The sequence below is a fragment of the Streptomyces sp. NPDC005151 genome (assembly GCF_053599875.1).
Genome location: NZ_JBSFYR010000069.1, coordinates 1 through 14,162, shown reverse-complemented (window position 1 = coordinate 14,162; position 14,162 = coordinate 1). Strand labels below are relative to the sequence as shown.

Genomic DNA, 14,162 nt, shown 5'->3' with positions numbered 1-14,162 from the left:
CTCCATGCGCCCGGCCGGTCCGGTTCACGGCCGGGGCCGGGGGCGGTGGCGGGCCGTCCCCTTGCACCCGCAGCCCAGCGGGTACGGGACCTGGCTGTCTCAGCGTACGTACGTCCGCATGCGGACGCCTGCGGCGTGAGAATGGTGTCGAAGACGCCGGCGACGATCAGGCGGACGTTCTCGCTCCGGCTCTGGGGGCCGGAGCGACCCCGGCGGACACCCGTCAACCCGCAGATGACCCGGATCGGGAGCGGACCGAGGTGCACGCAGATCCGCCGGTTGGCCGGGCCGTCCAGAGGGGACCATGACCCTCGTGCACGTGACACATTTCGCGTCGCCCGGGATGCGGCGCGCGCGCCTTCCGTGGAACGTGGGGGAGTGGTGCAGCAGAGGAGAGCCCTGTGGATTCCTGTCGGTGTCATCGTGCTGGCCGTGGTGACCGACCTGGCGACACCGACCGATGTGACGTCCGCCCCGCTCCTGATGGCAGCGCCGGTCTCGGCCGCTCCGCTTCTGATGCCCGGGGGCATTGTCGCCGTGGGCCTCGTGTCGATGGCGGTACACGCCGGGCTGGCGAGGGTCGATGGCACCTTCGGCTGGCATCGCGGCGTTGCCAGCCAGGTCACTCTCCTCACTGTCACCGTGCTCGCCGTCCTCATCAACCGCACCCTGCACCGTCAGAACGCCAGAACCAGGCGCGCACTCCGCGTCGCGGCCGTGGCACAGCGCGCCGTTCTGCCCCGCCCACCGTCACGGCTGGACGGTCTGGAGATCGCCGCACGCTATGTGCCCGCCGAGAACGAGGCGTTGATCGGCGGGGATCTGTACGCCGTACAGAGCACCCCGCACGGCACCCGCCTCATGGTCGGGGACGTGCGCGGCAAGGGGCTGGGCGCGGTGAACGCGGTCTGTGCCGACATCGGCGCCTTCCGGTACGCCGCGGACGAGGCCGAGGACCTCGGTCAGCTCGTGCTCGCGCTGGAGCGTGCGCTGGTGCGCGAGGGGGGACGGCGCGGGGGCCGGGAACAGCAGGAGGGCTTCACCACCGCTCTGGTCGCGGAGTTCTCCACCGACCTGAATGTCGTACGAGTGGTGAACCGTGGCCATCCGCCGCCGCTGCTTCTCGACGCGCAGGGGACGACCACAGTCCTCGAACCCTCGCAGGAGGCGCCACCCCTCGGGATGATCACGCTGGGGGACTGGGTCTTCCCCGTCGACAGCTTCTCGTTCCCACCCGGCTCGACCCTGCTCTGCTACACGGACGGAATCACCGAATCCAGGGATGCCGCCGGCACGTTCTACGACGCCGCCACCCGACTGCCCATCCTGCTCCGGCGCGGCGCGCGCGCCGGAACATCCGCCACGCCGTCACAGACCCTCGACGCACTGGTCCGCGACGTACGACGTCATGCGGGCGGCAGACGCCAGGACGACCAGGCGCTTCTGGCCCTGCACCGCCCGTTCGCGTGACGTACGTCTTCGGCGAGCCGCAGAATGGCGACGGGGGCTGCCCAAGCCCCTGCCCGAGGCCGGCCGAATGCTGCCGCGCTCCTGCGGGACGTGGGCGCCTACGGGCGCGTCACGTTACGGCGAATCCGTGGAGGCCGAGGAACCGCCGAGACCGGCGTCCGCCGTCGCCTCGGGATCGGGTGAGCGCCGAAGCCCGTCCTCCGTGCGTCACCGGGTCCCTCCCTGCCATCCTGGGCTGCTGCGGAGATACCGGCAGGGGACGCGGAGCGAGCCTTTCGGCGCGTCACGGAGAAGCCGGACCCCTGTCCGGGGAGACTTTCGCCATGACCAATGCGACGAAGGCAGTCCTTGAGGGCGGCCCCGACGACCTTCCCGAGCGGATCGTTCCCCTGACCACACCCGTGCCGGACCTCAAGATCCCGTTCCGCGGCGGGTACGAGCACTTCAAGGCGACGACGCGTCACCAGGAGACCGCCGAGGGCCAATTGCCCATCTACGAATGGTGGGAACGCACGGAAATCCCGGGGTAGGCGCCACGCCGGTACGGCCTTCCCGCCCGCCCGCCGGATACGTACGCACTGTCCGCCCGACCGACGCGTACGCATGTCCCGGCCGGCTCCCGCACTGTCGAGGGGTACGCCGAGTCTGCCGTTCGGCCGCCTTCCGGTGGCGCGGCCGCACAGGTGGCTGGTTTGCAGGGGGTGCTCGCCGAGCGCCGCTTCACCGGGGCGTATGGCTATCAGGGCCGCGTCATCGGTGCGGTCACCTTCGGCCATGCACGGTGGCTGCAGTTCTACCAGAGGCTGATCGAGACGGCCGCGCCGTTCCCACCGACGTTCCGGACCGTGGACCGCCGTCCCGAGGGCAGGCAGCCCGTCCCGGCCGACTTCCCGGACCCGTCGCTGCCCACCCACGGGCCGACCGTCACCCTCAGCGGCTACTCGCCGGCCGCCACCGGGGGGCCGAAGAGCATGCGCAGATGCGCACGCCTGTCTACGGGGCGATGAGGTGGGCGGTCTGTGCGGTGCCGGGGCGGGCAGGCTGTGGCCGAACACGGCACCCCGGAAGAATGCCGTGCAGCCGCCGGACCTCAGGCGCACCTGGTCTCACGCGCGATGCAGCCGCCCCCAGGGCGCTCCGGGCGCGTACCGCTGGGCCGGCGCCCCGTTTCGCCGCGGAAACCCGGGTTTCCATGGCGTATGGACCATGAGGTGATCCTGCGTGGGCTGGGGGTACCGCCGACCGCTCCGGCGGTGCCTGCTTGCGGTGATGCGGGGTGCCTGTGGACGGCCCGGAGGTTGCCCCGGCGCTGTGTGCCGCAGGTTGCCACGGTTCAGGCCCACGGGGGTGTCCGGCAGGTGACCCGCCGCGTTGCCGTCGCGGGCGTACCGGGAGCCGCTGTACGGGCATTTTGCCGATGGCCCGGACAGGGCTGCGCCGTGAGACAGGGCTGGTGACCGCGGCGTCGGCGGGCAGGGTGGTGAGAGGTTGCGGTGGCCGGAGCCGGCAGGACGTGCTCGACGTGCTGCCGCGGTCTTGGTGCGGGAGGGGATGTGATCGGTCGCCGCAGGAGTCCACGCGGCGCGTGGGTGCTGATGACGGTCGTTCAGGGCGCTGGGGGCGTGGTTTTCGGCGTGCTGGAGTCCAGCGGCATGCTGCCGACAGGGTGAGCGGGCGTCAGTATGTCGCCCGAAAAGCCTAATCAGGTGCCAGATAGGCATTCTGTAGTACGTCTTGACGGACCATCAGATAAGGGATCGGCGTGCGAAAAATGCCGCGCATACACCCGGTCGGCCCCCTGGCGCCACGCCTTCTATATGCCCGATATGACAGCTAATCGGGCTGTAAGTACGTTCGTCACAGGTCGGCTTCCAAGCCGGCGTCTCTGAGAGCAGGGAGAAGTGACATGACCACGCGTACGTTCGCCGTTACCGCCGCTGTGGCGGGCGCAGCGGTCCTCGCCACCACCGGCATCACCTACGCCTCGGCAGCCGGGTCCACCCAGGCCGCCCCTTCTGTCCAACAGGCTGCTCCCGCCGCTGCCCCTCTCGGTGATGGCGACAGCGGGGGCAGGGGGAACGAGGGTCGTGACAACGGCCGTGGCGGCGGTCGCGACAACGGTCGCGGCTACGGCGACAAGGAAGAGGGACGGATCCAATTCAACGAGCGGACGTACTCCGCTCACACGGACGGCTGCATCACCGTGGTCAGCGGTCTGGGCTCGCGGAGCTTCAACGTCCGCAACGACAGCCGGAGGACCGTTGAGGTCTTCAATGGGGCCACCTGCGACAACGGTTCCCCGGTTGCGACGGTCGGTCCCTGGAGCACCAGCAACGGTGTCTTCACCCGCTTCGTCCGCGGCGGCCTGTGGGTCAAGCACGGTGTCGTGGGCAGCTTCCGGGTGGTCCGGGACCACCACGGCGAGTGGTAACAGCGCCACCCGCATCACATGGAAGCCCCGGCCCGTCGGAATCGGGCCGGGGTTTCCGGCATGGGGGACACCCCGAAGACTTCGGCACCCTGGGCACGGGCGATCTGGACGGCGACGTGCCCGGTGCCGCCGGCGCCGCCGTGTACGACACCTTCTGGCCGCTGCGCACGTGTGCCCGGTCCATCAGACCCTCCCACGCGGTGATGCAGCCCAGCGGAAGTGCCGCCGCTTCGCGCATGCTCAGGGACGCCGGCTTGTGGGCCAGCAGCTGGGCGTCTACGACTGCGTACTCCGCAAGTGAGCCCTGGAGCTCACCGACTCCGCCGGTGAGGCCGTACACCTCGTCGCCGGGAACGAAGCCCGCGACGCCGGCCCCGACGGCCTCGACCAATCCGGCCAGATCCAGCCCCAGTACGGCGGGCGGATGGCTGCGGGCATGGGCAGCCTTTCCGGCCCGGATCTTGGTGTCCAGCGGATTCACGCCGCTGGCCTTGACCCGGACCAGTACCTGGCCGGGACCGGCGACGGGCTTGGCGATCTCGCTCAGGACCAGAGGGGCGCCGAACTCTTCCAGGATCATTGCGCGCATGGCTGTGGACGCTTTCGTCTGTCACTCATGAGTGGGGGAGCGTTGGAGCTGGCACCTGGCCGCCGACCGGCTTCACGGGACCGGTTCGGGAAGTCCTGTGGTGGACGGCCGGAGCGAACTCGGGCCTGGAACGGCCGACCGCCCGCACGATGGCGCATGGCGCGGGTCCGGGATGCCTGGCAGACGAGAGCTCTCGGGGCGGCGGCTCAGTCACAGGCACATGCGAACCAGCCACTCGTCGTAGTTGTACGCATCCCTCGCCGGATCCGGCACCGTGGCGGTGTGCCCTTCTGCCGTGTCCTCCAGGCGGATTCGCTCCGGCAGTGTGCCGAACCGGGCGTGGCGGGCCGCCTCGACGGCGCTCGGGACCTTCTCTGTACGAGACATTGGTCGTCTCCTTCGCTTTGTTGTGCCGAAGCGTGCATCGTCTCCGGTTCCCGCAGATGCGGCATCGGCAAAGGTGCCGGGCTGCGCGATCACGTCCCCGACGTCGACGAGGATGCGCCGCAGCGTGCGCGACGGACGCCGCAGGCCGGATCGGCCCGGAGTTCGGCCGGCCTGCGGCCGTCGGCCCGGCGAGCGACGCAGCCCGGTCGCGTGGACCCGGTTCGGCGCGGCGTGATATTGGCGGGTGTGCGCCACGGTCGGGCACTCCCTTCATGATGCAGGTGCGACGCGCCCATAAATGCATCACTGGTTAAACTGGTGACGCTACTTGCGTGCGGGGCGTCACCCGTCAAGCCAGTGACACTGGATACGCCTTCCCCTGCTGCGCGCGGCGCTCGACTACGTCGGAACATCGCGCGCACGGCGCAATGCAGTGCCCCTGGAGATGTTCACATCGCCGGAGAGTCCCGAATCGTGGCTCCGCGAAGGCCGTCGCCTTCCCACGGGGCAGGGCGCTTCGACGGCAATCCTGTCTTCGCGCGGCAGAGCGTTCGAACCCGGCAACGGCTACGTGGGATACAGCGCGCAGAAGCCGCACGGCGGAGGCCCCGTAATCGGTGCGGTCCGCCATTCGTATGCTCGCGGTGTCGTACGGATCGGCTGGTCCTTCTGATCGTCGTCCGTGCGTTGCAATGACGGCCTTGCCGCGGAGGGGGGTTCACGCCTGGACCGGTCGGGGCGCGATGCTGTTGGCATCCGGCGCCTCCGGTGTTGAGCATCGCCACGAGGAGAGGTACCCATGTCGACGTATCTGGTCAATCACCTGCGCATCCCCGGCGTGCCGCAGGAGGAGAACCTGGCCTATCTGGAGCAGGTCGAGGCCACCACGGCGCTCTACGGAGGCAAGTGGCTCGCGATTGACGGCGAGGTGCAGGTCATCGAGGGCGCCTGGCCGGGCTCGGTGGTGCTGATCGAGTTCCCTGACATGGAGACGGCGCAGGCGTGGTACAACTCGCCGGAGTATCAGAAGATCATTCACCTGCGCACGGATCGGACCATCAATGATCTGGTCCTGGTCGACGGCGTCGGCTCGGACTTCACGGCTGCCGGCTACGCGCAGCAGCTCCGTGCGACGATTGCGGCCGCCGAGTGCGGCAGCTGATCCGGCCGGTGCCGTACTGAGTTGAGAGACGGGCGGGTCCACCTGCGGTACCCCGGCCTCACGCCGATCTCGATCGTCTCGGCACGTGTGCGTCGACGGTCCGGTGCGGCTCTGTGCCGGGCGGGCCCGTCGGTCCGGGGCGACACGTCAGTCCAGGCGGACGTCGCGTCACCGCCCGGGCGCTCTGGTCTTGACTTCCTGCATCAGCCAGCCGTTGCCATCCGGGTCGCTGAAGGCGGCGAACGACGCGTAGCTGCCACGTTCTGGATCCGGGCCGCTCACGCGTCCCTTCTCACCGGCGTGGTGGAACACTCCACCCGCGTCGTGGAATACCTTTCCCACGTCGATTTTGCGGTCGACGAGTTCGGCATGGGCGGCCTCGATGTCGGAAACGACCAGATACAGACCTTGTGCCGAACCAGGCGCTGCGGAAGTGACTCCCGTGCCGAAGATGATCGAGCACTCGGAGTCAGGCGGCGTGAACTGCACCGCGAGAAACTCGGCCCGCGGGATCCAGGTGACTGCCCTGCACGTTGGCTACATGGGCACCGACATGGCCGAGTACGTCGGCTCGGCACAGAAGGTGGACCCGGCCAGAGTGGCCGCACAGGCATCGGACGCTGTTGAGAAGGGGCTGCCGGAGGTGCTGGCTGACGAGGTCATTCGCCAGGTCCGGCAGGGTCTCGGGACAGCCCTGAGGGCCCGTCCGGCGGGTCGCGTGACGGGGCGGCCATCGGTGGATCGTTCCGCTCGGTGTGGGGCGGGGCGATCTTATGGGTGCGAGTGGGCTCGGCCGGAGCTGCACCTTCCGCGGAACGCTGGATTCCACTGGAGCTGGATGTTGCTCTGCCGGACGGCTCGTCAGCGAAACGTGGACCCACGGCGATTCCCGTCTGAATTGACGACATCCCTGCCTGCGGGGTGCGCTGCATTTGGAGCGCGAAATATGGCGACTCGAGTGCGACGATGGACATGTGGTGCCGGATTTCAAGGTCCCGCGTAGCTCGCCGCCTGCTGCGCAACCGCACCGGCCTGCGGGCTTACCGGTTGCTTGGAAGGTGCGCCGCTTCACCGCTGTAGCGATCCGTGACGCGCCGATGAGGTGAGCAGCGATCCCCGGTGAGGAGTAGGTGAAATGACGACCCTGCTGGAGTGCTTTCTCGCAATCTACGGTAGGCATGATCGCTGGAGCAGCAATTTCCGTATGCGAAATTCCAGGGCGACTCAAGCAGATGGAGTGGGTGAGATTTTCTCCGGAGCGGAGCATCGGTGGCGGACCGGTGGGGGAGGGGCTTATTGGGGATTTGCTCGAGCCGCCTATGCCGGCAGTCATGAAACCTGGGGCTACTTGGCTGAGCCATATCTCTTCGCGTGGCCCGGCATCATTTTTTCCGTTCCTCTGCCTCAAGGTTTTGGGATTCCGGACGAACGTCACCTTGCCGGTTCGCCAGAGTGTTCCGGAAGAGTCCATCTGCCTGGTCCGCGGCGCGGACGGGAGGGCCGGCGTTAACGGCCTCCCCCGCGACAGGGAGTGGGCTCCCGACGCCCTGCGACTTCGCTTGCGGCGTTGTCGTCAGTCACCGATGCTCCGCGTCGACTCCGTCCTCCGCCTTGCCATCGAAGCCGCATGACGCCGCTCGCTGATCCACTCCCTGTCGTGGGGGAGGCCGTAAGGGATGTCCAGTCCGGCCAGGGCCTGGCCGGACTGGACGAGCACCAGGTCCGCCGCTGGACCTCCTGGCACCGTTGGGCCACCCTTGCGATGCTCGCCCACGCCTTCCTGTCCGTCGCCGCCGCCACCGAGCTCCGCGCCTCCCGCCCCCGACGACCCGGCGCCGCTCACCTGCAACGAGATCCGGCACCTGTTCACCACACTGATCGCGCGCCCGGCCCATGACGCGCTCCACAGCCTTCGCTGGTCGCAATGGCGACGCCGACACCAAGCCCGGGCCCGCAATTGCCACTACCGACGGCAGGCGGCTGCGCAGTTGTGGTCGTGCTTCAGTTCGCTTGCAGGGTGGCGCCCCGGTTCGCGGGACCGGAGCTCACTTCCTGGGAGGCTGGCTGAAGCGCAGCATGTTGCCGGAGGGATCGCGGAAGACGCAGTCGCGGACGCCGTACGGGGTCGATCGGCTCCTGCAGCACCTCGCCACCCCCGGCGCGGATGCGCTCGAAGGTGGCGCCGCAGTCGTCGGTCCTGAAGATGACACCGCGCAGCAGGCCCTTCGCCAGCAGTTCCGCTCGACTGTCCGGAAAGGATCGTTATCGGGCACCAAGTGGGGCGAGTTCAAACAGATGAGAGAACTCGTCTCACGGTGTCCGCGAGGGCCTCGGTCAGGTGCCGACGTAGGCCGCGAGGTGCTCGCCGGTGAGGGTGGAGCGGTCGGCGACGAGGTCGGCGGGTGTGCCCTCGAAGACGATCCGGCCGCCGTCGTGGCCGGCGCCGGGGCCGAGGTCGATGATCCAGTCGGCGTGCGCCATGACCGCCTGGTGGTGCTCGACGACGATGACCGACTTGCCGGAGTCGACGAGCCGGTCGAGCAGGCCGAGCAGGTGCTCGACGTCGGCGAGGTGCAGGCCGGTGGTCGGCTCGTCGAGGATGTAGACGCCGCCCTTCTCGGCCATGTGGGTGGCCAGCTTGAGCCGCTGCCGCTCGCCGCCGGACAGCGTAGTGAGCGGCTGGCCGAGGCTGAGGTAGCCGAGCCCGACGTCGGCGAGCCGGCCGAGGATGCGGTGCGCGGCCGGCGTGTGCGCCTCGCCGGCGCCGAAGAACTCCTCGGCCTCGGTCACCGACATCGCCAGCACCTCGCTGATGTCGCGGCCGCCGAGGTGGTAGTCCAGCACCGATGCCTGGTACCGCTTCCCCTCGCACTCTTCGCAGGTGGTGGCGACGCCGGCCATCATCGCCAGGTCGGTGTAGATGACGCCGGCGCCGTTGCAGTTGGGGCAGGCGCCCTCGGAGTTGGCGCTGAACAGCGCCGGCTTCACGCCGTTGGCCTTCGCGAACGCCTTGCGGATCGGGTCGAGCAGTCCGGTGTACGTCGCCGGGTTGCTCCGTCGCGAGCCGCGGATCGCCCTTTGGTCGATCGACACCACACCCGCGCCGGCGGGGATCGACCCGTGCACGAGCGAGCTCTTTCCGGAACCGGCGACGCCGGTGACGACGGCGAGCACCCCGAGCGGGATGTCGACGTCGACGTCGCGCAGGTTGTGCGCTGTCGCGCCGCGGATCTCCAGCGTGCCGGTGGGCGTCCGCACCGTGTCCTTGAGGGCGGCCCGGTCGTCGAGATGGCGGCCGGTGATGGTGTCGCCGGCCCGCAGCCCCTCGACGGTGCCCTCGAAACAGACGGTGCCGCCCCCAGTACCGGCGCCGGGGCCGAGGTCGACGACGTGGTCGGCGATCGCGATCGTCTCCGGCTTGTGCTCCACGACGAGCACCGTGTTGCCCTTGTCCCGCAGCCGCAGCAGCAGGCCGTTCATCCGCTGGATGTCATGGGGGTGCAGGCCAATGGTGGGCTCGTCGAAGACGTAGGTGACGTCGGTGAGCGAGGAGCCGAGGTGGCGGATCATCTTGACGCGCTGCGCCTCGCCGCCCGACAGCGTGCCCGACGGCCGGTCGAGCGAGAGGTAGCCGAGGCCGATCTCCACGAACGAGTCGAGAGTGTGCCGCAGCGCGGCGAGCAGCGGCGCCACCGACGGCTCGTCGAGGTCGCTGACCCATTCGGCCAGGTCGCTGATCTGCATCGCGCAGGCATCGGCGATGTTGATCCGCTTGATCTTCGACGACCGGGCCCCCTCGCTGAGCCGGGTGCCGTCGCACTCGGGACAGGTGGTGAAAGTGACCGCGCGCTCCACGAACGCCCGGATGTGCGGCTGCAGAGCCTCCTTGTCCTTGGACAGGAACGACTTCTGGATCTTGGGGATCAGCCCCTCGTAGGTGAGGTTCACGCCCTCGACCTTCACCTTGGTCGGCTCCCGGTAGAGGAAGTCCTGCAGCTCCTTCTTGGTGTACTTGCAGATCGGCTTGTTCGGGTCGAGGAGGCCCGACTCGGCATAGACCCGCACGGTCCAGAAGCTGTCCGACTTCCAGCCGGGGATGGTGAACGCGCCCTCGGCGATCGACTTGGAGTCGTCGTAGAGCTGGGTGAGGTCGATGTCGGAGACCGTGCCCCGGCCTTCGCAGCGCGTGCACATGCCGCCGGTGCGGGTGAAGGTCGCTTTCACCGCCGTCTTGGCACCGCGCTCGACGGTGATCGCACCGCTCGCCCGGACCGAGGGGACGTTGAAGGCGTACGCGCTGGGTGGGCCGATGTGCGGTTTGCCGAGTCGGCTGAAGAGGATGCGCAGCATCGCGTTGGCGTCGGTGGCGGTGCCGACCGTGGAGCGGGGGTCGGCACTCATCCGCTGCTGGTCGACGATGATCGCGGTCGTCAGCCCTTCGAGTACGTCGACTTCGGGCCGCGCCAGCGTCGGCATGAAGCCCTGCACGAACGCGCTGTATGTCTCGTTGATCAGCCGCTGCGACTCCGCGGCGATCGTGTCGAACACCAGAGAACTCTTGCCCGAGCCGGAGACGCCGGTGAACACCGTCAACCGGCGCTTCGGGATCTCGATGCTGACGTCCTTGAGGTTGTTCTCGCGCGCGCCGTGCACGCGGATCAGATCGTGGCTGTCCGCACCGTGCAGCGCAGTCGACCGCGTGTCCGTCCTCTTGGCCATGCTTAGTCGGGTAGGACCGGCCGGTTGCCCGGACCGGTCCCCCCTCAGAACCGGACGTGCGCCTCTCGGCGCATCCGGCTCAAGCGGGCCATCGGCGTGCTCAGTCATGGCTGTTGCTCCAGTCTCTGGGTTTTGCGGCCTCCAGCGGCGTGGTGCCTCCGGTGACATTCCGCGTGGATGAGTTCAAGGTTCTTCTTGTCGTCCGAGCCGCCTTGGCTCCGGTGAATGACGTGGTGGACATGTGTCCCTCGCGTCGATGCCGTGAACCACCGCACCCACTCGTGGGCGTTCTGGGGTTCGTAGCTGTCACCGTCAACCAAGTCGTGACCGCAGCGTGGGCACAGGCCCTTCTGTCGCACCGCCAAGAGGACGCGATTCTTGCCGTCCGCCTGCGGGTGCGGGCGACTTCGTCGCCTGTCGGCCCAATACGTGGTCAGGGTCGGATCGTCTTTTGACGCCCGGCCCTTGACGATCACGTGTCTGACGATCTTGGTCTCGGTGAACCGGTGAAGTCTGGCCCCGGTGTCCCGGTCGCCGAATATCCACCGATTCCGACTGCCCGGGAGGAAGGTCCCCCAGTATCGGGCGGCAATCCATCTGCCGCTCTTGTTGCGGTGCCTTCCCACGGCCCAACGCCACAGCAATTTCCACATGTAGTCGTCGAGCTTCCCGAATGTCTCCTTGGAGACGACGCCGCGATAGTAAGTCGACCATCCTCGGATGATTGGGTTCAGCCGATGTATGAGAACTCTCACCGGAGCACCTGCCATCCTTCGGACGAGCTCCTTGATCTCGCGTTGCCGTCGTCTCACGGCATCCCGACTCGGCTTAATGATCATCTTGTCGCTGTACCGGCGAAGGTTGAAACCGAGGAAGTCGAAGCCTCCTTCGAGGTGGACCACATTGGTCTTCTCCTCGTTGAAGGCCAGCCCCCTGGGCCTGAACCATTCCTCCAGCCGCGACTTAACGTCTTCCGCCTCCTGCTTCGTCACGCAGAGCGCGACGAAGTCATCGGCGTACCTCACCAGGACTGGAGCCGTACGGCCCACTACGGTGTTCCGGTTCTCTACGGCTCCTGCCGCCTCTTCCATCCCGTGGAGGGCGATATTGAGGAGGAGCGGGCTGATGACTCCCCCCTGCGGAGTACCTTCCTCCGTCGGGGCGAACCTTCCACCCTCCATGACCCCCGCCTTGAGCCATCGCAGGACCATCCCCCTGCCGGGGAACCCCCCGATCGCCCTCATCAGGTGTCGATGGTCGATCCGGTCGAAAGCCGCTGACAGATCCGCATCGAGGACCCATAACCTCCTTGCACGCTTCTGCGAGGAGACGCTAAAGATCATGCCGATGGCATCGTGGCAACTCCGTCCCGGGCGGAAGCCGTAGCTCCGCGCCTCGAAACGGGCCTCCCACTCAGGCTCCAGTGCGTTCTTCGCCCTGGCCTGGTGGACTCGGTCCCTGATCGTGGGGATACCGAGCGGCCGTTCCTTCCCATTCGCCTTCGGGATGTACACACGTCTGACCGGATTGACCTTGAGCCCGGACTCGGAAGATATCTCCGTGACCAGTTTTGCTCTACCCCGGTGGGTCAGAGCCCTCTCGCCGTCAACGCCGGCCGTCGCTTTCCCCGTGCTGCGTTGGGTCACTCTACGCACGCTGCACAGCGTGTTTGAGTGCGAACGCAGCATGAGCTTCTGGAGGTTCCTGACCTGCTTGAGGTCCCCCTCCTGAGACGCCTTGAAGATCCTCTGTCGCAGACGCATGACGTTCCGTTCGGTTTCAGGCCAGTCGATCCCGGCCCAGTACCGTTCGAACTCGTCCGAGGTTCCGTTCCCTGGTTCGCGAACGGCCACTCCGTCATTTTCCAGCGTTTCCATTCCACCCCCAGTATCTAACTTGCGCCCCGGTTAATGCTTCCAGCAGTTCCACTTCTTCGGCCTACCTGTTCCGCGTCAGCTCCCTTTTGGGCCCGGCACGCGCCGGTATCTGCCGAGTTATGGGAGGCGGAGGAGTCTCCGCGATCCACCCGTTTCCTCTCGACTTTCGCCTGGCAGCATTCGCTTCTCGAAACATCCTGTCCCGCAAGAGAGTTGGGCCTTCGTTGCCTCCGGCTTACCGGCTTAAGCCGGACCCTTACGGGGTTTCCACGTTCCACCGCAACAAGATGCGGCCGGTTAGGAAGCCCCCTTTACACCGAGGTCAGCGGTGATCCAACACCGGGCCACCAATTCCCGATGCCCGCTTCGCGCCTCTCAACGCGGGACTTTCCGCCGCCGATTGCGAGCCATGACGCGACGTATGGATGACGATGCGTAAATACAGGGGTTCACTTTCGTTCTTCCTTCCGGCCTTCCCCTTGCCTGTGGCTCACGATGGCCCGCGAGCCCTTGGGCGTGAATCCCCGTGCTCAGAACCCCGCCGTTGCCAGCGACGCACCCGGGGATGGGGACCGGCCCTGATCACTAGCCGGAGGTCATACCTGACTCCTTCTCTGACCTACTTGTTGCGGCGACCTCGTGTCGCACTCGTGTCTCCATCTGTTGGGTGGGGCCGCCTTCGCGGTCTCCGTCGGCGTCGCCTGGCTCGATCTGACCAGCTTCGAGGAGTACCCCTGGTTTCTCCTCCGTCGGCGCGGTTGCGGCAACGGTCCGCTGTCTACCAGATCGGAGGTGTCGGCCGGGGTCGCGCTCGGCGCAAGAACCAAGGCATCCACGCCGCTTCGGCCCGTGGCACCTCTGGGCCCAGGCCACGTGGCGCGCCCGGCCGAGGCGTCAGACCAACCAGCGGCCGTCGCGCATCGCCTTGCGTTCGGGCATCTGCCTATCGTGGGGGAGGCCGTAAGCCTGGATGCGGCGCGGGGTTCGCCTGCAGGGTAGCGCCTCGGTTCGCGGGACCGGAGCTCACTTCCTGCGAGGCTGGCTGAAGCGCAGCATGTTGCCGGAGGGGTCGCGGAAGGCGCAGTCGCGGACGCCGTACGGCTGGTCGATCGGCTCCTGCAGCACCTGGCCACCCCCGGCGCGGATGCGCTCGAAGGTGGCGTCGCAGTCGTCGGTCCTGAAGATGACACCGCGCAGCAGGCCCTTCGCCAGCAGCTCCGCCATGGCCTCCTTGTCGGCGGGCGAGGCGTTCGGGTCCGCGAGCGGCGGCTCGAGGACGATCTCCACGTCCGGCTGCGACGGCGCGCCGACGGTCACCCAGCGCATCCCCTCGAACCCGACGTCGTTGCGCACCTCCAGGCCGAGAACGTCCCGGTAGAAGGCAAGTGCCTTGTCGTGGTCGTCGACGGCGATGAGTAAGCATTCAGTAGGTCGGTGGCGGGCTTCGCGTCTGATGATGTGACAGGTAGTGGGTGGGTGCGGCAGGATCTGTGGTCATGTCGTCCGGGTTGGAGTCTGCGTCGAGCG

10 protein-coding genes and 4 pseudogenes are annotated in these 14,162 nt (G+C 67.7%); 7 read left to right on the top strand and 7 right to left on the bottom strand.

Going from position 1 to position 14,162, the window contains the following annotated elements:
- Nucleotides 1-378 precede the first annotated feature (378 nt).
- The 4 genes and pseudogenes from ACWD6R_RS28995 to ACWD6R_RS28980 all read left to right on the top strand — a co-directional run bounded on the left by ACWD6R_RS28995 (nt 379) and on the right by ACWD6R_RS28980 (nt 3,901).
- Complete coding sequence (locus tag ACWD6R_RS28995) at nt 379-1,470, top strand: PP2C family protein-serine/threonine phosphatase (RefSeq protein ID WP_451821394.1); 1,092 nt, start codon at nt 379-381, stop codon at nt 1,468-1,470.
- A gap of 323 nt (nt 1,471-1,793) precedes the next feature.
- Complete coding sequence (locus tag ACWD6R_RS28990) at nt 1,794-2,000, top strand: DUF5988 family protein (protein WP_393308678.1); 207 nt, start codon at nt 1,794-1,796, stop codon at nt 1,998-2,000.
- 165 nt (nt 2,001-2,165) lie between these two features.
- Nucleotides 2,166-2,477: pseudogene (locus tag ACWD6R_RS28985) on the top strand (hypothetical protein); the annotation flags it as partial.
- A gap of 899 nt (nt 2,478-3,376) precedes the next feature.
- Nucleotides 3,377-3,901, top strand: a complete 525-nt coding sequence (locus ACWD6R_RS28980; RefSeq protein ID WP_451821393.1) for a hypothetical protein — start codon at nt 3,377-3,379, stop codon at nt 3,899-3,901.
- Here ACWD6R_RS28980 and ACWD6R_RS28975 read toward each other — a convergent pair.
- A complete protein-coding gene (locus tag ACWD6R_RS28975; RefSeq protein ID WP_451821392.1) occupies nt 3,843-4,490 on the bottom strand; it encodes an alcohol dehydrogenase catalytic domain-containing protein in 648 nt (215 codons plus the stop codon). The genes ACWD6R_RS28980 and ACWD6R_RS28975 overlap by 59 nt on opposite strands.
- A 210-nt stretch (nt 4,491-4,700) precedes the next feature.
- Nucleotides 4,701-4,877: a hypothetical protein gene (locus ACWD6R_RS28970; RefSeq protein ID WP_451821391.1), complete on the bottom strand. Its 177-nt coding sequence runs from the start codon at nt 4,875-4,877 to the stop codon at nt 4,701-4,703.
- Nucleotides 4,878-5,676: 799 nt separating this feature from the next.
- Between ACWD6R_RS28970 and ACWD6R_RS28965 the strand changes: the two genes are divergently transcribed.
- Nucleotides 5,677-6,039: a DUF1330 domain-containing protein gene (locus tag ACWD6R_RS28965; RefSeq protein ID WP_451821390.1), complete on the top strand. Its 363-nt coding sequence runs from the start codon at nt 5,677-5,679 to the stop codon at nt 6,037-6,039.
- A 168-nt stretch (nt 6,040-6,207) separates the two neighbouring features.
- Here the strand turns inward: ACWD6R_RS28965 and ACWD6R_RS28960 are convergent, their stop codons facing one another.
- Complete coding sequence (locus ACWD6R_RS28960; RefSeq protein WP_451821389.1) at nt 6,208-6,528, bottom strand: glyoxalase; 321 nt, start codon at nt 6,526-6,528, stop codon at nt 6,208-6,210.
- Between the two features lie 16 nt (nt 6,529-6,544).
- Here ACWD6R_RS28960 and ACWD6R_RS28955 point away from each other — a divergent pair.
- A pseudogene (locus ACWD6R_RS28955) lies at nt 6,545-6,733 on the top strand (short-chain dehydrogenase); the annotation flags it as partial.
- Nucleotides 6,734-7,651: 918 nt separating this feature from the next.
- Nucleotides 7,652-8,027 (top strand): annotated as a pseudogene (locus ACWD6R_RS28950) (IS701 family transposase); the annotation flags it as partial.
- A gap of 57 nt (nt 8,028-8,084) precedes the next feature.
- On the opposite strand, the pseudogene ACWD6R_RS28945 reads toward ACWD6R_RS28950, so the two are convergent.
- The 4 genes and pseudogenes from ACWD6R_RS28945 to ACWD6R_RS28930 all read right to left on the bottom strand — a co-directional run.
- Nucleotides 8,085-8,280, bottom strand: a pseudogene (locus tag ACWD6R_RS28945) (VOC family protein); the annotation flags it as partial.
- A gap of 93 nt (nt 8,281-8,373) precedes the next feature.
- Nucleotides 8,374-10,758, bottom strand: coding sequence for an ATP-binding cassette domain-containing protein (locus ACWD6R_RS28940; protein WP_451821388.1), 2,385 nt, complete (start codon nt 10,756-10,758; stop codon nt 8,374-8,376).
- Nucleotides 10,759-10,862: 104 nt separating this feature from the next.
- On the bottom strand, nt 10,863-12,635 hold the full coding sequence (gene ltrA, locus ACWD6R_RS28935) for a group II intron reverse transcriptase/maturase (RefSeq protein ID WP_451821387.1): 1,773 nt from the start codon (nt 12,633-12,635) through the stop codon (nt 10,863-10,865).
- A 1,023-nt stretch (nt 12,636-13,658) separates the two neighbouring features.
- On the bottom strand, nt 13,659-14,048 hold the full coding sequence (locus ACWD6R_RS28930) for a VOC family protein (protein ID WP_451821420.1): 390 nt from the start codon (nt 14,046-14,048) through the stop codon (nt 13,659-13,661).
- Nucleotides 14,049-14,162 lie beyond the last annotated feature (114 nt).